13 protein-coding genes and 2 tRNA genes are annotated in these 19,229 nt (G+C 44.9%); 11 read left to right on the top strand and 4 right to left on the bottom strand.

All coding sequences use genetic code 11. The features are described 5' to 3' along the window. Positions 1–4 precede the first annotated feature (4 nt). Positions 5–268 carry a cell division topological specificity factor MinE gene (gene minE / locus ACFFUV_RS01770; protein WP_390189217.1) on the top strand — a complete coding sequence of 88 codons (264 nt, stop codon included), beginning with the start codon at positions 5–7 and terminating at the stop codon, positions 266–268. A 209-nt stretch (positions 269–477) separates the two neighbouring features. On the opposite strand, the gene adhE is transcribed toward minE, so the two are convergent. After that, the gene (gene adhE / locus ACFFUV_RS01765; RefSeq protein WP_390189216.1) at positions 478–3,189 is read right to left on the bottom strand and encodes a bifunctional acetaldehyde-CoA/alcohol dehydrogenase; all 2,712 of its coding nucleotides are present in this window, start codon (positions 3,187–3,189) and stop codon (positions 478–480) included. 662 nt (positions 3,190–3,851) lie between these two features. Here adhE and ACFFUV_RS01760 point away from each other — a divergent pair. Both ACFFUV_RS01760 and ACFFUV_RS01755 read left to right on the top strand, forming a co-directional pair. After that, on the top strand, positions 3,852–4,496 hold the full coding sequence (locus tag ACFFUV_RS01760) for a YchE family NAAT transporter (protein ID WP_390189215.1): 645 nt from the start codon (positions 3,852–3,854) through the stop codon (positions 4,494–4,496). Positions 4,497–4,636: 140 nt separating this feature from the next. Further along, positions 4,637–6,058, top strand: coding sequence for an MFS transporter (locus ACFFUV_RS01755; RefSeq protein WP_390189214.1), 1,422 nt, complete (start codon positions 4,637–4,639; stop codon positions 6,056–6,058). Between the two features lie 75 nt (positions 6,059–6,133). Here the strand turns inward: ACFFUV_RS01755 and ACFFUV_RS01750 are convergent, their stop codons facing one another. Next, complete coding sequence (locus tag ACFFUV_RS01750) at positions 6,134–7,492, bottom strand: GGDEF domain-containing protein (protein ID WP_390189213.1); 1,359 nt, start codon at positions 7,490–7,492, stop codon at positions 6,134–6,136. Positions 7,493–7,891: 399 nt separating this feature from the next. Here ACFFUV_RS01750 and ACFFUV_RS01745 point away from each other — a divergent pair, with 399 nt between their 5' ends. After that, positions 7,892–9,940 (top strand): methyl-accepting chemotaxis protein, encoded by a 2,049-nt coding sequence (locus ACFFUV_RS01745; RefSeq protein ID WP_390189212.1) that lies wholly within the window; start codon positions 7,892–7,894, stop codon positions 9,938–9,940. 87 nt (positions 9,941–10,027) lie between these two features. Here the strand turns inward: ACFFUV_RS01745 and asd are convergent, their stop codons facing one another. Both asd and yejK read right to left on the bottom strand, forming a co-directional pair. Then, the gene (asd, locus tag ACFFUV_RS01740; RefSeq protein WP_390191801.1) at positions 10,028–11,140 is read right to left on the bottom strand and encodes an aspartate-semialdehyde dehydrogenase; all 1,113 of its coding nucleotides are present in this window, start codon (positions 11,138–11,140) and stop codon (positions 10,028–10,030) included. A gap of 483 nt (positions 11,141–11,623) precedes the next feature. Continuing rightward, positions 11,624–12,625, bottom strand: coding sequence for a nucleoid-associated protein YejK (gene yejK / locus ACFFUV_RS01735; protein WP_390189211.1), 1,002 nt, complete (start codon positions 12,623–12,625; stop codon positions 11,624–11,626). Between the two features lie 87 nt (positions 12,626–12,712). On the opposite strand from yejK, the gene ACFFUV_RS01730 reads away from it, so the two are divergent. The 7 genes from ACFFUV_RS01730 (at position 12,713) to ACFFUV_RS01700 (ending at position 19,223) form a co-directional block, all read left to right on the top strand. Beyond that, entirely contained in the window at positions 12,713–12,931 is a 219-nt protein-coding gene (locus ACFFUV_RS01730) for a DUF1414 domain-containing protein (protein WP_390189209.1), read from the top strand. A gap of 38 nt (positions 12,932–12,969) precedes the next feature. Further along, positions 12,970–14,772 carry a DUF3413 domain-containing protein gene (locus ACFFUV_RS01725; RefSeq protein WP_390189207.1) on the top strand — a complete coding sequence of 601 codons (1,803 nt, stop codon included), beginning with the start codon at positions 12,970–12,972 and terminating at the stop codon, positions 14,770–14,772. A 52-nt stretch (positions 14,773–14,824) separates the two neighbouring features. Continuing rightward, positions 14,825–14,901: transfer RNA gene (locus ACFFUV_RS01720), tRNA-Pro, on the top strand. Positions 14,902–15,096: 195 nt separating this feature from the next. Beyond that, a complete protein-coding gene (locus ACFFUV_RS01715) occupies positions 15,097–16,272 on the top strand; it encodes a tetratricopeptide repeat protein (protein ID WP_390189206.1) in 1,176 nt (391 codons plus the stop codon). A gap of 141 nt (positions 16,273–16,413) precedes the next feature. Continuing rightward, positions 16,414–17,238 (top strand): sugar phosphate isomerase/epimerase family protein, encoded by an 825-nt coding sequence (locus tag ACFFUV_RS01710; RefSeq protein WP_390189204.1) that lies wholly within the window; start codon positions 16,414–16,416, stop codon positions 17,236–17,238. A gap of 194 nt (positions 17,239–17,432) precedes the next feature. Further along, positions 17,433–17,523, top strand: a tRNA-Ser gene (locus ACFFUV_RS01705). Between the two features lie 236 nt (positions 17,524–17,759). Continuing rightward, on the top strand, positions 17,760–19,223 hold the full coding sequence (locus ACFFUV_RS01700; protein ID WP_390189203.1) for a catalase: 1,464 nt from the start codon (positions 17,760–17,762) through the stop codon (positions 19,221–19,223). Positions 19,224–19,229 lie beyond the last annotated feature (6 nt).

Here is a 19,229-nt window from a genome sequence, read left to right as displayed (position 1 = left end):
CATTATGTCACTACTTGAGTTTTTTAGACCCAATAAGAAAGCATCCGCCAGCCTCGCCAAAGAGCGACTACAAATTATCGTTGCGGAGCGACGCAGTCAAAACGAACCTTCTCCGGCCTACTTGCCGCAGATGAAAGAAGACATTCTGGCCGTCATTAAAAAGTACGTCGCGATAGACCCTTCTATGGTCGATTTGTCGTTTGAACAAAAGGACGAAGATATCGCAGTACTGGAGCTTAACGTACGCTTACCTGATGACGAGAAGTAAACGCTAGTTCACTGTGAGTCGAATATGTAAAAGGCGCCGAACGGTGCCTTTTTTATTGCCATCAAAAGCGCTTTACCCCCTACTCCCAGCAAGCGTTCGACTGGTACATAAGTGCCCCTCACCGATGCCCCAATCAGGCATAAAAAAAGCCCCAGCGCGGGGCTAGGGCTTTGTCGACATCGTAGATTTCGTGCTAGCGAAAATCTCTCTTATGCTTCAGCTTTTGGCTTTTTGCTTGCCGCTGGTTTTGCTGCTGGTTTTTCAGCAACTTGGTCAGCTTTTTTCTTGATAACTGTAGTGCCTTCGAAAGTTTCACCTTCAACAAACGCTTTACCGTAGTAAGACGCTTTAAGCACTTCTTTTAGCTCGCTGATTAGTGGGTAACGTGGGTTCGCACCAGTACATTGGTCATCGAACGCGTCAACCGCTAGTTGGTCAACTTTCGCTAAGAAATCAGCTTCATTAACACCGGCGGCTTGGATAGACATAGGAATATCCAAGTTTTGTTTTAGCTCATCCAACCAAGCAAGTAGACGCTCAATTTTCTGTGCAGTACGGTCGCCAGGTTGAACCAGACCTAAGTGCTCAGCAACTTCTGCGTAACGACGACGTGCTTGTGGACGGTCGTATTGAGAGAACGCAGTTTGTTTAGTTGGGTTGTCATTCGCGTTGTAACGGATAACGTTTGAAATCATCAATGCGTTAGCAAGACCGTGTGGAAGGTGGAACTCCGCACCGATTTTGTGAGCAATTGAGTGACAAACACCAAGGAACGCGTTGGCAAATGCCATACCAGCGATGGTTGCGCCGTTGTGTACTTTCTCACGAGCAATTGGGTCATTCGCACCATTTGCATAGCTTGAAGGTAGGTACTCTTTAAGCAGTTTAAGAGCTTGTAGCGCTTGACCGTCTGAGTACTCGCTTGCCAGAACAGATACGTAAGCTTCTAGTGCGTGAGTTACCGCATCGTAACCACCGAATGCAGTTAGAGACTTCGGCATATTCATAACTAGGTTCGCATCAACGATAGCCATTTGAGGAGTTAGCTCGTAATCCGCCAATGGGTATTTCGCGCCAGTTTGGTCATCGGTAACAACCGCGAATGGTGTTACTTCTGAACCAGTACCTGAAGTGGTAGTGATACAAACAAGCTCTGCTTTTTGACCCATTTTAGGGAACTTGTAGATACGTTTACGGATATCCATAAAGCGCATTGCAAGCTCCTCGAAGTGCGTTTCTGGGTGCTCGTACATCACCCACATGATTTTCGCAGCATCCATTGGTGAACCACCACCTAGCGCAAGAATCACATCCGGTTGGTAGCTCTGCATTTGAGCAGCGCCTTTCTTAACGACCGATAGCGTTGGATCCGCTTCTACGTCAAAGAACGTTTGAACTTCAAGGCCTAGACCTTTCAGTAGGCTCACAACTTCGTCAGCATAACCGTTGTTGAATAGGAAGCGGTCAGTCACTAGGAATGCACGTTTCTTACCTTCTAGGTCGCTAAGTGCGATCGGAAGGCTACCACGACGGAAGTAGATTGACTTAGGTAGTTTGTGCCACAACATATTCTCAGCTCGCTTCGCAACAGTTTTCTTGTTGATTAGGTGTTTAGGACCTACGTTTTCAGAGATAGAGTTACCACCCCAAGAACCACAACCTAGCGTCAATGAAGGTGCAACGTTGAAGTTGTACAAGTCACCAATACCACCGTGAGTGGTTGGAATATTGATAAGAATACGAGCTGTTTTTAGTTTGTCACCGAAGTAACGGATACGGTCTGCGTTAACATCTTGGTTCGTGTAAAGACCTGATGTATGGCCGATACCACCGATTTCAACCATTGTCACCGCTTGATCTACCGCGTTTTCAAATGAAGACGCGCGGAACATGCCCAATGTTGGAGACAATTTCTCGTGAGCGAATTCATCGTCGTAAGACACTTCACCGATACCTTCACCCACAAGGATTTTAGTATCAGCAGGGACTTTAACACCGGCCATTTCTGCAATCACGGTCGCAGGTTGACCAACGATTTTCGCGTTCAGTGCTCCATCGATAAGCAGAACTTTACGCACTTTATCCGCATCAGTTTTTGATAAAACGTGCGCTTTGTGAGTGGCAAAACGCTCTTTCACTTCGTCGTATACATCGTCAACAACGATAACCGCTTGCTCAGACGCACAAACAACGCCGTTATCGAAGGTTTTTGACATCAGTACAGAGGCGACAGCACGTTTAATGTCTGCGCTTTCGTCGATAACAACAGGAACGTTACCTGCACCAACACCGATAGCCGGTTTACCAGAAGAGTAAGCTGCTTTAACCATGCCAGGACCACCTGTTGCAAGGATAAGCGCAATGCCTTCATGTTTCATCAATGCGTTAGAAAGCTCAACTGACGGCTCATCGATCCAACCAATGATGTCACGTGGTGCGCCAGCAGCAACAGCGGCTTCAAGAACCAATTTCGCTGCATCGTTTGTTGAGTGTTTTGCGCGTGGGTGTGGTGAGAAGATGATACCGTTACGAGTCTTCAAAGAGATAAGAGATTTGAAGATTGCGGTTGAAGTTGGGTTAGTGGTTGGAACAATACCACAGATAATACCAACAGGTTCTGCGATAGTCATAGTGCCTAGGTTGTCATCTTCGTCTAGAACACCACAGGTTTTTTCATCTTTGTATTTATTGTAAATAAACTCAGATGCGAAGTGGTTTTTGATCACTTTATCTTCGACAATACCCATGCCAGATTCCGCAACTGCTTGTTGAGCAAGAGGGATACGGGCTTGGTTTGCCGCTAGAGATGCTGCACGGAAAATTTTGTCTACTTGCTCTTGAGAGTAAGTTGCAAATTCTTCTTGAGCCGCTTTTACGCGAGCGACGAGAGCATCAAGTTCAGCCAAGTTGGTTACAGGCATAGTGAATCTCCTAAAATAACAAATATTAAAAACTTTTTAGTAAGGTTGTGGACGTTTCTCTACTGATGTTTCAGTTACTTATCTAACAACACTCTTAGTAAACGGCTTTCAATGTAAGTAATTTCTTTCCATGGCTTGAGTATATTATTTCAGTATTCGAAATAAATTGACCCAGATCAGTTATGAAAAGCTCTTTACCTCTAAAGTAGTGTGCCGCTCAAAAGAAAAAACCTAAGCAACTGAATTTAAACAGCTTTTAATAACTTCGCGTTTGTAAAAAAAACACATATTTTTGAGAAATTTTCACGCCTCTTTCAGCCCCCTTGTAAAAAAGTTTCATTTTTAACCACTTAATTACATGTGTATCGTGATTTTCGTGCCACTAAAAAGTATAGAGAGCCTCGATAAACTCTCTACTTTGTCGCGATGATTATGAAATAACTTTGCTCATTATAGACCGTTCCTATCTATGGATACGTTGCTGCCATTGTAGTTAACATCGTGGCAAAAAGCCGTTTACCTTAAAACCATAAATTAGTTTTTCTCACATCTGCAATGGCTGACAGGTTAGTTTTTTTCATTCGAACCAAAGTGATTTTTGCCTTACATTAGCGCCTCACCTAACATTCACCTTGATCCTTTTTTCTTTGAGTACGCAAGTTATGCAAAGTTTCGATTTGGCTATTTTTCTTCAGTTTTTTCTGGGATTAGTAGCTGCGGTCAATCCGGTAGGGATTATGCCGGTATTCGTGTCGCTTACCGGACACATGACCATTGAGGAAAAACATAAAACGGCAGGCACCGCGAATATCGCGGTCGCGGTCGCGGTCATTCTGATTGTCTCGCTGCTCGGCGGACAACTGCTACTAGATATGTTTAGCATTTCCCTCGATTCGTTTCGTGTCGCTGGCGGTCTGCTGCTGATGAGCATCGCGTTTTCAATGATGAGCGGTAAACTTGGTGAAGATAAACAGAATAAACAGGAAAAATCGGAATACATTAGCCGAGAACAAGTAGGCGTCGTACCGCTCGCCATGCCGTTAATGGCCGGGCCTGGTGCAATCAGTTCAACCATTGTTTACGGTTCACGTTATCCGGGAATGATGGATACTTTAGGTATTTGCCTAACTATCGTGGTGTTTTGTGGTTGCTCATGGCTTCTATTTCGCTCTGCACCACTCATTGTGCGTTTTCTCGGTCAAACTGGCATCAACGTAATTACCCGTATCATGGGTCTAATTCTAGGCGCATTGGGGATTGAATTTATTGCCAATGGCCTGCGCAGTTTATTTCCTGGCCTGGCATAACAACAGTTTGCTTACCTTCTCCTAAACCGCGCTTTTTAGTGCGGTTTTTTATATCTCTCATCCCCAAGTCCTCACTGGCTCTATCGCTGTTTTGTCTTCATAATGGCACGTAGTTTTCCCCCGAACTAAGGTCGTGTTACTTGAATGACAGCAACAAAAGCCAGTTAACCGCTGCTGGTTTAACTCTATTAATACTTGGGCAGTTAATGCCACAGATGGATTTCTCCATCGTGAATGTCGCGCTTGATGCCATTCGTCAAACGCTGCAAGCCAGCGATCTACAACTCGGTCTTGTCGTCTCGTTGTATGGCTTAGCCTTTTCAGTATTTCTGGCCATGAGTGGACGTCTTGGCGATCGCTACGGACGCAAGAAGTTGTTTATGGTGGGTATTTGCTTATTTGCTCTCTCGTCACTGCTGTGTGGTATGGCACAAACCATTTACTTGCTGATCGGTGCACGCATATTACAGGGCGTGGCAGCTGCACTATTGATGCCACAAATTCTCGCCACGATACATGTGTCGTTAAGTGGAGAGCGTCACTCAAAAGCAATTGGCTTATACGGTTCTGTTGGCGGCCTCTCCTTTGTCATCGGCCAAATTCTTGGTGGTTGGCTGGTTTCTGCCGATTTATTTGGAATGGGTTGGCGCTCCGTGTTTTATCTGAATCTCCCTTTTTGCGCCGCCATTTTGTATTTTGGTAAAAAACACATTCCTGAAACGAAAGAACAGCATGCGATGTCCCTCGATGGCTTAGGTACTCTGTTATTTGCCATAATTGTGGGCCTCATTCTTACCTCCATTTCCTTGGGTGCAGAAGATCACTGGTCATGGCATATATGGGGGTTACTCGTGGTCACGATTCCTCTTGGCGTTTTACTGTGGAATATTGAGAGGCGCAAAGAAGCCAGCAATGATGCGCCGCTGCTTCCTCCCTCCCTACTGAAAGAACCCAATGTGCAAGCGGGGATGTTTAGCTTAATGATGTTGAGCGCAACGTTTGGCGGCTTTATGTTTGTCGTTGCGTTAACATTACAATCGGGCTTTCAGTGGCCCGCTTATGCATCCGGAAATGGCTTTCTGGGTTTAGGGCTTTCGTACTTTGCAGGCTCTTTGATGGTGGCAAAAATCGCCAAAATGATGGGAAAATCGGCGTTTCGCGGTGTCATGATTCTAGGTGCTGTCTTGTGCTTGATTGGCTATGTCTACCTCTACACGACCCTCACCCAGTATGCGGAATCATTGACAGCAACCGTACTGTTCCTCCCTATGGTGGTGGTCGGTGTCGGTAATGCGTTTGTGGTAAACAGTGCCATTCGAATTGGGTTATCGGGTATTCCTGCCAAATTCGCGGGTGTGGGAAGCGCATTAATGACCACCCTGCAACAAGCTGCGCTGGCATTAGGTACTGCCCTCGCAGGTGCCTTTTACACTCAACATATTGAAGCGAGCGATCGCTTTCAGCTTCACGCTTTGCAAGCGGGCCTTTGGGTATTGACGGTATTTATTAGTGTGCTGCTCATTTTCAATTTACTGCTGCTGTTTAAACGTCGCCATGGCTAGGTAAGCAAAAACGCAATCTAACAAAAAAGCCCCGCCTGGGGCTTTTTTGTTAATACTACGGTAATCAAATTGGTGTTACTCACGGTACACCACTTGATTGCGGCCAAGTCGTTTCGCATCATACAAAGCACTGTCTGCTCGTTTGAAAAGGGAAATTTCATCATCGAACTCGCGAAACGTTGTCACGCCGAGACTGACCGTCACCGGAGGTAAATCTTCATAACGTTTACTTTCAATCAGGCTTTGTAGTGATTCAGCCACCGCTTCCAATGCTGGCTTGTCGAGCATTGGCAAAATGATCGCAAACTCTTCACCACCAATTCGAAACAACATGTCGGTTTTACGTAGCCGTTCACTGATGGTCGCCGTGATACGCTTTAGCAATTGATCGCCCGTATCGTGGCCATGCTGGTCGTTAACCCTTTTAAAATGGTCAATATCAAGAATGATCAAACCAAACTGATAACCACGCTTAGCTAAGTTTACCTGCTTAGCAATTTCTTCTTCCCATTTATGGCGGTTAAACACGCCCGTCAGTCTGTCTTGTGTTGCCAGTTTCAACAGCTGCTTTTCCACTTCTTCCCGATAGGTCATCTCTCCTGACAAACTGAGCATAACGCGCTGAATGTCTTTTTCTAAACTTGCCAGTTCATCACGACTGTCCACATCGCTGATGTCCGGTGCGGGCACAGGCTCACCATGTTCCAGCGAATTGTTGAGGCTGTGGATTTCACCCTGAATGCGGCGAATACGTGTAAGGATTAATCGAATAATATACACGGTCAGCAGTAAGCCTAATACCAATGCCGTAATACCAAGCGCAGAGTTCACAAACAAGAACTCCTTCTCATGCTGCTCTGTGTAATAAGCGTCGCGGCGGGAGATTTGATTCAGGCGTTCTATCACCTGCTTTTGCTGTGCTTCTAATTCGGCTGCGAGTGTTTCTATTTGCTCAATATCTTGTTCATGAGCCTTCGGCGCTAACATGACTTGTGTCAGTTTATCTTCATAACGGTGGCTGAGTTGATAGTAATCACTCAGCGACGCAGACACTTGCTGATGCTCGACAGCATTGAGCTGAAGCGCTTCTTGGTTGAGGCTATCTGAAATCAGGTTAATGGCGCGGTCGAGCAACTGCTTGAGCTTATTTTTCTCCATCACAAACTGTTGATGGGGTTCTAGCGCATTAGGATCTAAGTCACCGAGTAACACTTGTTCAAATTCGAGGTGCTGCTCAAGCTCGATAAACTCGATTTGATTCATGATCTGGCCTAGAGGGATATCCAGATACGCCACTTCCCTCATCTCTTCTTCGATCAACTGAATTTTGTAGATTGAATAGACAATCGTTGCCAATAGAAACGAAAGTAGCAAAACAAAAAGCCCACCAATCTTTCGTTTAATTGACGCGTTATACCAGCTTACAAACACCATGCTGTTCCTTAAGTCATTGTGCAATCAAACGCTTAGCCGCGCTCTTAAGGGTTTAACAATCACTAAATTATAAATCACTTATGTAATAGCGTCAGAGAATATTTCTCTATATTACGATAGATACCAGTCAATAAAGTTGGGGTTATTTTTATAAATAAACCTCGAAATTTCATTAATTTAGAGAAACTAGCAGGCTTTAATGGCGGACAAAAACGAACGTAATTTTAGCTCAATCTATAGTTGTAGCGATCTTCATTCCAAGTAATTCAAATGTTTGAGCTAAGTATCAAAGCTGACAATTGCTCTGTGACCAATGACAAAAACACAAATCAAAACGATGTTTTATTTATAACCTTGTCGATATTGTGACTTTACATTCTGCCTAACCATGGATGTATCATGACAATCAATATAATGAATTATTTTAATAACAAGCGAGTTGGTTTTCAGGTCAAGCTAGTGATGATCGTGGCATTAGCCGTGGTATTCACCGCTTTAGCGAGCTTGGTGTATTTCAATACGTCGAAAATCTTTCTCTCGTCCCTCTACAAAGAGCAGCAATCTCGTCTAAGCGCAATCTCTGACACCATTAGTGGCCAATACGATGCGTATGTCGATACCACACGCGTTCTAACATCCACGCTAAAAAATGGCTATTTGGCAGGATTTGAAATTCAGGATATGAAGCTACCGTTTGGTCAATATCAAATCTACAACATTGATCTCTATGGCTTACCCTTGGTCAATAACACCGAGTTGGTTGATACTTTCACCACAGACACCGGAGCCAAAGCCACCTTGTTTGCGTTAATGGACAACAGCTGGTTAAGTATCTCCAGCTCACTAACCGATGAACAAGGTGAACGCTACGTATCTAAAGTCATGGATAAAGAGTTTGCCGGTTACGAAAAGCTGATGAATGGCAAAAGCTACTCTACGTTTTATCAGTATGGCGGCAAGCAATATATCTCATATTACGAACCGGTTATGACTCGCGACAAAAAACCAGGCGCGGTGTTTGCGGTTTACCTACCAGTCTCCACCATCACACAAAAAATCTTTGCGTCGCTAGACACCATTAAATGGGGTGATTCAGGTAATACTCTGGTCGCCGATGCAGACCACGACAGGCTAGGCAAATTGTTATTGGCCGATGAGACGCTCAGTGGTCTCGACAATCTGACTCAACTGACCGATGCAAGTGGTCAGCAACCTTTTGCGAAACTCGCCGAACAGCAACAGGGGTTAGTTCAATACACCCAAGACACCGATGGCGCAAAACTCCCGATGTACGCGGTGTTTACCAAAATCAAAGGCTGGAACTGGTATCTGATTGGCGGTAGTCAGCAAAGTGAATTAACCAAAGACAGTAAAACACTCATCTGGCTTGTAAGCCTAATGTCGCTCGCAGGCGGTATCATCACGTTTATTTTGCTAACGCTCACGATTGGTCGCGTACTCAAGCCAATGAAATCAATCTCACAAGCCGTGCAACGCTTAGGCGATGGAGAACTGAGCTTAGAGCTTGAAACTGGCAATGCCAACACTCAAAACGAGATCATCCAACTTAAAAATGGCGTGTCGGCGATGGCTCATCAGTTGAACGATTTGGTGAGGCAAATTCGCCAATCAAGTGAGCAAGTCAGTGATCTCTCGTCGGCGGTGGCTGACGATGCCAACATCAATAATCAGCAATCTCAAAACCAGCAGCAGCAATTAGAGTCTATGGTGACGGCCATTGAAGAACTGGCAACCTCGTCAAATGACATAGCTCAGCAAGTCGAGTTTATTGCTGAAGGAACGGAAAAAGCTAAGCAAGCTTCAACCTTGGGTAAAAACAAAGTGGAGCAAGTGGTTTCGGAAGTCACGGTGCTGCATGACCAACTCACAAACCTTGCCAAAGCCAACGAGCAAGTGGATAAAAGCAGTCAAGAGATTCAATCGATCATCAAAATGATCAGTGAGATTGCCGAGCAAACTAACCTGCTGGCGCTCAACGCCGCTATTGAAGCCGCGCGGGCTGGAGAGCAAGGTCGAGGGTTTGCCGTGGTCGCGGATGAAGTCCGCACCCTCGCCCAACGAACTCAGAATTCGGTGGGCAGCGTTGTTGACTTTATTAAGCAGCTCAACGCTTCGACACAAAGCTCAAATCAGCAAATGACAGAAAGCTTAGAGAAAGCCACACATGTCACGCAGATTACCTCACAAGCGGAGCAAGCATTGGAATCCATTACGGAACAGGTGAACTTAATCAATAGTCACTCAACCTCAATAGCGGCAGCGGCAGAGCAACAAGCCCAAGTCTCTCAAGAAGTTGCGAGTCACGCGACTGAAACCAATGAACTCACTCAAGCTGGACGCGAGACCATCGCTCGAACGTTACAAAGCTCTCAGTTATTAGGCAAGGAAGCCCAATCGCTTGTCGAGCACATCGCGAGCTTTCGATAGTTGTTAAGCATGTGACATCAACCAGCAAGTACCGATAAAAGAAAAGCGCCCGATTGGGCGCTTTTGCTATTGGGAGCTCTATAATGATTAAGCTTTTTCTGCAAGGATAATGCGTAATGTACGACGCAGTGGTTCTGCTGCGCCCCATAGCAGTTGGTCACCCACCGTAAACGCATTGAGGAAATCGTTGCCCATCGCCATTTTACGTAAGCGACCGACAGGGACTGACATGGTTCCAGTTACTTTCGCAGGAGAAAGCTCTTGAGTCGTGATATCGCGTTCATTCGGGATCACTTTTACCCAATCGTTATGAGTTGCAATGATCTCTTCGATTTCATCCATCGGGACATCTTGTTTAAGCTTAATGGTAAGCGCTTGTGCATGGCAACGCATCGCACCAATACGTACACAAGTACCATCAATCGCAACCGGGTTGGTATTACCCAAAATCTTGTTAGCTTCAACGCCCGCTTTCCACTCTTCTTTGCTTTGACCATTGTCGCGTTTAACGTCGATCCAAGGAATTAAAGAACCGGCCAATGGCACACCGAAATTATCAGTAGGGAAAGAAGCGCAGCGCATGGTATCAGCGACTTTCTTATCGATATCAAGAATTGAACTTGCAGGGTTAGCCAGCTCAGAGCTAACAGAATCGTTAATCACGCCCATTTGGGAAATCAACTCGCGCATATTTTTCGCGCCAGCACCGGATGCCGCTTGATAAGTCATCGCGCTCATCCACTCAACAAGGCCTTTCTCAAATAAGCCGCCTAAGCCCATTAGCATCAAACTCACCGTGCAGTTACCACCAACAAACGTATTGGTACCACCGTGAATGCCTTGCTGAATTTGCGCTAAGTTGACGGGATCAAGTGTGATAATCGCATCTTTATCCATACGCAATGTTGATGCAGCGTCAATCCAGTAACCTTTCCAGCCAGCTTGACGAAGTGCTGGGAACACTTTCTCTGTGTAACCACCGCCTTGACAAGTAATCACTGCATCCAACTGTTTTAGGCTGTCGATATCGTAGGCATCTTGCAAGTTACCCGCATCTTTACCAAAATTTGGAGCAGGAATACCGACTTGCGAGGTGCTGTAGAAAACAGGTTCGATAAGATCGAAGTCTTTTTCTTCAATCATACGTTGCATTAGGACAGAACCCACCATGCCACGCCAACCAATCAAACCAACTCTCATCATTAACTCTCCGTGTACTCGTTCAAATATGCTTTCCATCTTTCAATTTTCAGCAACAAATCTCAAGTCATATTTAGATTTTTCTTCCAGTTTTTGCTTAATTTTTATCAAATTTTGCTAAAAACTAGAGTTAGTCGATGATCTTACGAAGATTATTGAGCCAATTGAAAACGTAACGAATCATGAATATAGAACTTTTTATTTTTAATAAACAATAAGATAAATTAATATATCTCGTTATGAGTATCCGTTATGCCAATCAAACATGCACAGCGGCGCGGCGAAACGACAATAAAGCCAATACCCTATATTTAGGTAGTGGTATCCATAGAAAGAATGGGAAAACTAACGAAAAAGCTCACTTGATACTCAAAACCCAGCACAGGATGAAAAAAGCCATTTGGAACAAGCAGAGAGGAATGAAAATGACTTTGCTTCAGGCGTTTACTATTTAGACTGAAGCAAAGCTTGGTAGAGAGGAGATTACTGGTTGCGGGTCAACTGATCACGCAGATTAGGTGGTGTCCCTTTGATGGTAAGCGTGTCCGTTTCTGGATCGTAAAACACACGTTCGCCCATGAGCACACTATCAAAGCTGACATTCAACCCACCGCCAGCGCCCACATATTTAGTGAGTTTGCGTACGGTTGAACGGTCGGCAGGAAAGCTTTCTTCTAATTCGTAACCTTGCTCTTTGGTGAAATCCATAAAGCTGGTGCCATCTTGGCTCGCGGGCAATTCACCAGATAGTTCACGAACTTCGACTTCATCACCTGATTTTATCTGCTCATTACAGTAGTCGTATACTTGCTTTTTGTACTGAACCGCTTCTTCTTTCTCCAATTTCGAATCCGCGCAAAAATCTTGTACCGCTTGCATCAACACTTGGTTTTGCTGCTTCACATCAAGCCCAACTTCTGCTTGGAGAAAATCTAGGAAGAAATCGGCGACTTTGCGCCCGACACGCCCTTTGACGTAACTCAGATAGCGATTGGACTCTTTATCAGTGTCGTAACTTGATAAGTCAAGACGGGCGACAATGTCCATTTTTGTCAGATCTAAGTAATCTGTCGCACTAATATCTAACCCTTCGGTGACTTTCATGCTCTGTTTGGAAGGTATAATACCAATCAGTAAATATTCAGTAGCAAGTGACTGATATTGTGCAATAACAAAGATCCCCTCTTCTGCAAAAGGGTACTTTGAAATTTCATCTTTAAGACGGGTTCCACACAGTTGAGAGAAATCGTAGAAATTTTTATCGCCGCTACGTAATTGCTGCAACCAGTTTTGGAATTCACTGTCTGATTTAAAAGAGCCAAAGCCTTTACCTGCTTTAGAATGAAAGACACGGTGTAATTCAGAAACAAAGTGCTCGCTGGAGGCATCATGCTCTAGTGCATCACTGCGGAAATGGATTTCTAACTCTTCAGAGTCATTTTTCTGAAGTTGATGAAGGATAAGGTTGGAAAGATGAAGGCTCATAGTGAAAATATCGTTGTGCTATGTTTCAGTTGTCACGCATTGTAGGTTATCATAAGCCGCTTTACTACTATCATCATTAGAGTCTTTATGCCGATTACATCAAAATACAGCAATGAACAAATTGAAACTATCCTTAGCGAAGTTGGCACTATTTTTCAAAAACACCAAGCCGCTCCAGATTTGATGCTGATGATCGCTGGTAATATTGCTACCAACGTGGTAAATCAACACGTTGCGGAGTCTCAACGTAAGAAAATTGCAGAACAATTTGCTCAAGCATTGCTTGCCTCTGTCGAAGAAAAGTAAGACTAAAACACAAAATTTAGCGGAAAATAGAACAGTACATGGTAGATAAAGGAAATACATACGGCGAAAGAGTGTCGAGATTAGTCGGTTGGGGGCACTGGTTTGCTTTCTTCAACATAATTTCTGCAATGCTCATCGGGACTCGATATATCGCTCAATCCCCTTGGCCAGAAACATTATTAGGCCAGTTTTATCTCGCCGTCTCTTGGGTTGGACATTTTGGTTTTTTAGTTTTTGCTATTTACCTGTTAATTCTGTTCCCGCTGACATTTTTGATTCCATCACGGAAGCTCTTTCGATTAGTCGCTGTCTGCTTTGCAACGGTGGGGTTGACGGTTCTATTAGTCGACACTCAAGCCTATCAGTCGATAAACCTGCACTTAAACCCTGTGGTTTGGGAAGTGCTATTTAGTGACGACAGTGAAAGTGCGGTGACCGCGGACTTGCAGCACTTGTTTGTCGTGTTACCGCTGATCTTCTTGATAGAGCTCGCATTATCAGAATGGGTCTGGCACAAGCAGCGCCGTTTATCACACAAACGTGTGGGACGCCCCATTGCCGCCTTTTTCTTTGTGAGTTTTATTGCAAGCCATCTAACGTACGTTTGGGCGGATGCTTACTTCTATAGCCCAATCACTTCCCAGCGAGCGAATTTCCCGCTGTCATACCCAATGACCGCCAAGTCGTTCATGCAGAAACACGGGTTACTGGATCGCGATGAATACCTCAAACGCCAAGCGGAAAGTGAAAATGCGGACATTGTTAATTATCCACTAGAACCGATTGAATTTAACCGCCGTCCAAATGATTTGAATATTTTGGTGGTGAGCGTGAACAATCTCCGTTCTGACGCGCTCAATGAGCAGGAAATGCCTAATACCTACGCATTCGCTCAGCAATCATTGAACTTTACCAACCATTATAGCTCCAGCAATGACATGTTTGGTGTCTTCGGGCTGTTCTATGGTTTGCCAAGTAGCTATGAAACGAGTATTCGCTCGCAAGCGACCAAACCTGTTGTGATTAAAGCACTTGAAAACCAGGACTACCAATTTGGTCTATTTAGTGGTGGTAATTTCGATGACAACCTGTATGCAGAAACTATGTTCATCGATAAATCACTCACTGAACTGCCCAAAGATGGCAACGGACCAAATGACAATCAAGCGATCAACGCTTGGTCACAGTGGGTTACTCAGCAGCCAAATGGTAAACCTTGGTTCAGCTTTATCGAGCTAACCACACTTGAAGATTTTCAAATGCAAGGGAATGGCAAAGGCTCGGCTACCGAAAAATTACGCTCAGGCTATCAACAGTCAGTACAGCATGCGGATGAGGAACTGGCGAAGTTGTTTGAAGAGATTCAAACCTTACAGCTGCAAGACAACACCATGGTCGTGATTACGTCAAACCATGGTATTGAGTTCAATGAAACCAAGACCAACAGCTGGGGCGCCAATAGCAATTACAGCCAATATCAGTTGCAAGTCCCAATGGTCATTTACTGGCCAGGTAAAGTGCCCGGCGTCTACAGTCATCGCACAAGCCACCTCGATTTCTCGGTGACTCTAATGCAAGACTTATTGGGTGTGTCATCGAAACCCAGTGACTTTAGTAGTGGTCGTAATATGTTTGATGAGAGCAAACGCCGTTGGATCATTGCCGGTGATTCTCGTGAACTTGCTCTAATTACCGACAGCAGTACCACCGTGATTGATAAATTTGGTAACTTCAAATTGTACGACCAAGACTACCATCGTCTACAAGATGAAAACCCAACTTTGCCTGTGTTAATGCAAGGATTGACCGAATTGCAGCGTTTTTATACAAAAAGCAATTAAATCAGTTTGTTATTATTGACCTCATCGGCTTTTATGATTACATTTGTCGAATCGGACTGTAGCGCAGCTTGGTAGCGCACCGTCATGGGGTGTCGGGGGTCGGAGGTTCAAATCCTCTCAGTCCGACCATACACCTGAAAAGGAAGCCTAACGGCTTCCTTTTTTTATGCCCTACAGAATGTGATGCTTTGTCGAGTTTCTGCGAATTCCCCTACGCCTTCCCTTAATCATTTGTCTCCTTTGACGCACTACCGATATAGCCATACCGCATAACGTTTATCGCGGATTAAAGCTTATCCCCCATTCAAGCCAAAGGAAATGCCCGTGAAATTACTCAAATTCCTGACCCTCTGTGGTGCTGTAGTTATGCTCAGTGCCTGTGTGTCGAAACAACAAGCCTTATATCAAAAAGCCGATGATGGCGATGCCAATAGTCAGTTAGCTGTTGGATTAAATCTCTATCATGGTGAAAATGGATTTAAACAAGATAAAGTCAAAAGCCTTCAATATCTCGAGAAGTCCTTTAAACAAGGAAACAAAGACGCTGGGTTTAATATCGCCCATATTTATCAATCTGACGATGACTACGAGAAGGCGGTGCAGTACTACCAAGAGGCAGCGCAACTAGGCAGCATAAAATCTCTCGATAACTTGTCGGTGCTTTATTTAGTCGGTAGCGGTGTCAATAAAGACCTGAAACAAGCACAAGACTATGCTCAGCAAGCGATTAAACTGGGTGGCATTCGTGCTCATCGAATTCTCGGAGACATCTATCTTGAGCAAAATAAACCAAAGTCAGCATTAAAGCAGTTTAATGCCATGCTCGATGCACCGTTAACCCGCTCCAATTCTAAAACTCAAAAAGCCTATACCAGCCGTGCCAAAATGGCAGCCTATTTGATGTTAGGTGACACGGAGAATGCGTACAAGTGGGGCTCAATTGCGTTAATTACGACCACCTTTGATGATACCTCTGAGCGAACCAAGCAGCTATTTAGCCGCTATCAAACCGCGGCTTCTCAACTCAGTCAAAACACGAAGCAGCGTTTAGCTAAAACCATCATCGATACGCATTACCAACTGTTTGAAACTGATCACTCGTTCTATAAAGATCATCACATTCAGCCTATGGCACCTGGGGTTATCGACCCAGATCGCGATCAGATCTTAAATTTCGTGGGTTACTTTACCTATCCAAATCGTAACCTATTTGGCACCATCAATGCGTTGAAAAAACGCAGCGAACCAGAGGCCAAAGAACTGTTGGTCATCTCTCAGCTTAAGCTCTCTAATCAACATATGAAATATGGCACGATGTATTTGCAAACAGGCGCAGCAAGAACCGTAACAAAAGAAGCCATTAGCGTGATGGACGAGATTGAAAACCCAAGCTTTGACTACTTCAAATCATTAGCTGAAAGAAAATTGGATGTGATGAACAATATTTACGACTATCAGGTCGCGACCATTAAAGCTCACAAACCCGCTGAAGGCGCTTAAAGCCAACCTCTCGCCTCGCCCAGCCAACGCTGGGCGTTTTCTTTGTTAGTCTATTGATTTGTCAGATTATTTGACTGCCCTACAGTGACACCCTGTATGATGGTGATTCCACTCGAACAAAAAAACGGGAGGCGACACCCTATGATCAAAGCACTTCACGGCGCATCCACATTCCACTCTAACGTGCTCTCCGATGTCGAAATCGCTCACCAAACTGGCTATCAAGGCGTCGAGTTTTTTATCGACAAACTACTGCGTTACTTAGATAACGGTGGCCGTGCGACATCGCTCAAACAGCGTCTTGATACACATCAATTGCAGACGACCTGCATCAACGCTTTGATGGGAGTAGACCGCCATACCCCCCAAGACAGAGACTCATTAATCTCAGAAGCTCGACGTATTACTGAGGTGGCAAACCAACTAGAATGCCCCACTGTACAGCTCAATCCTGGTCACTACGCCGATCATTTAAGCCAAGCTCAGCGTCTAGATATCATCACCGAAAACATTGGCGAAATTGCTCAACTTGGCGAACAATACGGCATTCGTTATCAAATAGAATTTGTCGCATCGAGTGAATTCAACACTCTACCAATGGCACTTGACGTCATCGACAGATTAGCCACGACTAACGTAGGTCTGGTGATGGATTTTTGGCACCTCTATGCGCGTGGCGTCAGTACGCCGCAAGATGTTGCAAGCCTCGACCCCGCACTGATTTATGGCGTACACTTTTGTGATGGACGTAAACCTCGAGCCGGCGAAGATTGGGATGAAACCGTCCTTCGCGCTTATATGCCTGGCGAAGGTGAAATTGATATTCAAGCATTTGTCGATGCAGTCAAATCGACCGGCTACAATGGCGCTTGGTCACCAGAACTGATTAGCCCATCGCATTGGGAATACGAACACTCAGACATCGCTAAAGCGTGTTTCCACAATATGAGCCACTTTATTGACTAGCAAGCGTTCAAGACCACTACATGACGTTTGGTAAAAACAGCAGAAAGTTGATTTGTTTTGCTTAATAATCCTTCACTTAATATAGAAAAATGGCGATTAGTTCACGTATTTGAATTCAGTTGAACATAAAAGCATCAAACAACCTATACAGGGGTTTACAACGCTCGTAAGCCCTTATACTATTCGCGTCACACGGAGAGATGGCTGAGTGGTTGAAAGCACCGGTCTTGAAAACCGGCATACGTTAATAGCGTATCTAGGGTTCAAATCCCTATCTCTCCGCCACATTTGAAAAGCCCGCTCAATGAGCGGGCTTTTTTCGTTATAACTCGATTTTTTCGTCTTTCTCATCCTTGCCACATCCCTTCGCTCAATTCAGCCCTCTAGTGGCATACCCCTTGCTCCCATTAACTTAGACCCAGCCAATATGACTCAAGCTGACTGAGTTTAAGAAAAAAATTCAAAGGCAATCGGAAAGAATTACCTTCGATCGCCAAGATGACACTCTAATGGAGGGCAATATGTCGAACCAAAATAACAAACCCACCACCACTGATGCCGGTATTCCCGTCGCCAGTGATGAGCATTCTCTGACTGTAGGTCAAGACGGCCCGATTGTTCTACACGACCATTATCTCATTGAACAGATGGCCAACTTCAACCGTGAACGTATTCCAGAGCGCCAACCTCACGCCAAAGGCAGCGGCGCATTCGGCCACTTCGAAGTCACCAATGATGTCAGACAATATACCAAAGCAGACGTCTTTCAACCCGGCACAAAAACCGACGTTCTCATGCGCTTTTCCACCGTCGCCGGAGAACGTGGTAGCCCAGATACTTGGCGTGATCCCCGAGGTTTCTCAATTAAGTTTTATACCCAAGAGGGTAACTACGACTTAGTCGGTAACAACACGCCGGTGTTCTTTATTCGCGATCCGATGAAATTCCAACACTTCATTCGCTCGCAAAAACGCCGAGCAGACAATAATTTGCGTGATAACGACATGCAATGGGATTTTTGGACCTTATCTCCTGAGTCAGCCCATCAAGTGACTTGGCTGATGGGAGACCGTGGTATTCCTAAAACTTGGCGTCATATGAATGGTTACTCTAGCCACACGTATATGTGGGTAAATGAAGATGGTCAACGCTTTTGGGTTAAATACCACTTTATTTCTGACCAAGGCGTCGAGTGCTTAACTCAAGAGCAAGCAGACCAACTAGCAGGCTCCGACGGTGATTACCATGGCCGCGATTTGTTTAACTCAATAAAACAAGGGCAATACCCGAGTTGGACGCTGAAAATGCAGGTCATGCCATATGAGGATGCGAAAAGCTACCATATCAATCCGTTTGATTTAACCAAAGTATGGTCACATAAAGACTACCCGTTGATTGAAGTGGGTAAATTAACCTTAGACCGCAACCCAACGGATCATCATACGCAGATCGAGCAAGCTGCATTTGAGCCAAACAATATGGTTCCGGGTATCGGCCCTAGCCCTGATAAAATGCTACTTGGGCGAATGTTTGCTTACGCGGATGCCCATCGTGCTCGCTTAGGTGTCAACTACAAACAAATACCAGTTAATGCCCCACAATGCCCTTTCCATAGTTACAGTAAAGATGGAGCAATGCGTACCCAAAATGTCGAAGATCCGGTCTATGCGCCTAACAGTAAAGGCGGGCCACAAGCCGATCCAAACCGTTACCCAGAATCTGCGGTCTGGGCTGCTGATGGCGAAATGGTACGCTCTGCGTATACTCTGCGCCCTGATGACGATGACTATAGCCAAGCAAATGATCTGATTAACAAAGTGATGGATGATTCTGCTCGAGACCGTTTAGTCAGTAATGTCAGCGGCCACTTGCTCAATGGCGTCACTCAGCCAGTACTTGAGCGTGCCTTTGAGTATTGGAAAAATATCGATACAGTGATTGGCGAGCGAATTGAAAATGAAGTCAAAAAAGCCTTGTCTAAATAATAGGAA

Origin of the sequence: Vibrio olivae, from assembly GCF_042428525.1 — a bacterium.
Taxonomy (GTDB): Bacteria; Pseudomonadota; Gammaproteobacteria; order Enterobacterales; family Vibrionaceae; genus Vibrio; species Vibrio olivae.
The sequence above is the reverse complement of the archived record's forward strand: the minus strand, read 5'-3'. Positions and strand labels throughout refer to the sequence as shown.

What these genes read in the sequence shown, in the direction of transcription:
- ACFFUV_RS01750 (WP_390189213.1), bottom strand. Translation starts at nt 7,492, where the DNA reads ATGGTGTTTGTAAGCTGGTATAACGCGTCAATTAAACGAAAGATTGGT.
- ACFFUV_RS01760 (WP_390189215.1), top strand. Translation starts at nt 3,852, where the DNA reads ATGCAAAGTTTCGATTTGGCTATTTTTCTTCAGTTTTTTCTGGGATTA.
- ACFFUV_RS01725 (WP_390189207.1), top strand. Translation starts at nt 12,970, where the DNA reads ATGGTAGATAAAGGAAATACATACGGCGAAAGAGTGTCGAGATTAGTC.
- minE (WP_390189217.1), top strand. Translation starts at nt 5, where the DNA reads ATGTCACTACTTGAGTTTTTTAGACCCAATAAGAAAGCATCCGCCAGC.
- asd (WP_390191801.1), bottom strand. Translation starts at nt 11,140, where the DNA reads ATGAGAGTTGGTTTGATTGGTTGGCGTGGCATGGTGGGTTCTGTCCTA.
- adhE (WP_390189216.1), bottom strand. Translation starts at nt 3,189, where the DNA reads ATGCCTGTAACCAACTTGGCTGAACTTGATGCTCTCGTCGCTCGCGTA.
- ACFFUV_RS01700 (WP_390189203.1), top strand. Translation starts at nt 17,760, where the DNA reads ATGTCGAACCAAAATAACAAACCCACCACCACTGATGCCGGTATTCCC.
- yejK (WP_390189211.1), bottom strand. Translation starts at nt 12,625, where the DNA reads ATGAGCCTTCATCTTTCCAACCTTATCCTTCATCAACTTCAGAAAAAT.
- ACFFUV_RS01710 (WP_390189204.1), top strand. Translation starts at nt 16,414, where the DNA reads ATGATCAAAGCACTTCACGGCGCATCCACATTCCACTCTAACGTGCTC.
- ACFFUV_RS01730 (WP_390189209.1), top strand. Translation starts at nt 12,713, where the DNA reads ATGCCGATTACATCAAAATACAGCAATGAACAAATTGAAACTATCCTT.
- ACFFUV_RS01745 (WP_390189212.1), top strand. Translation starts at nt 7,892, where the DNA reads ATGACAATCAATATAATGAATTATTTTAATAACAAGCGAGTTGGTTTT.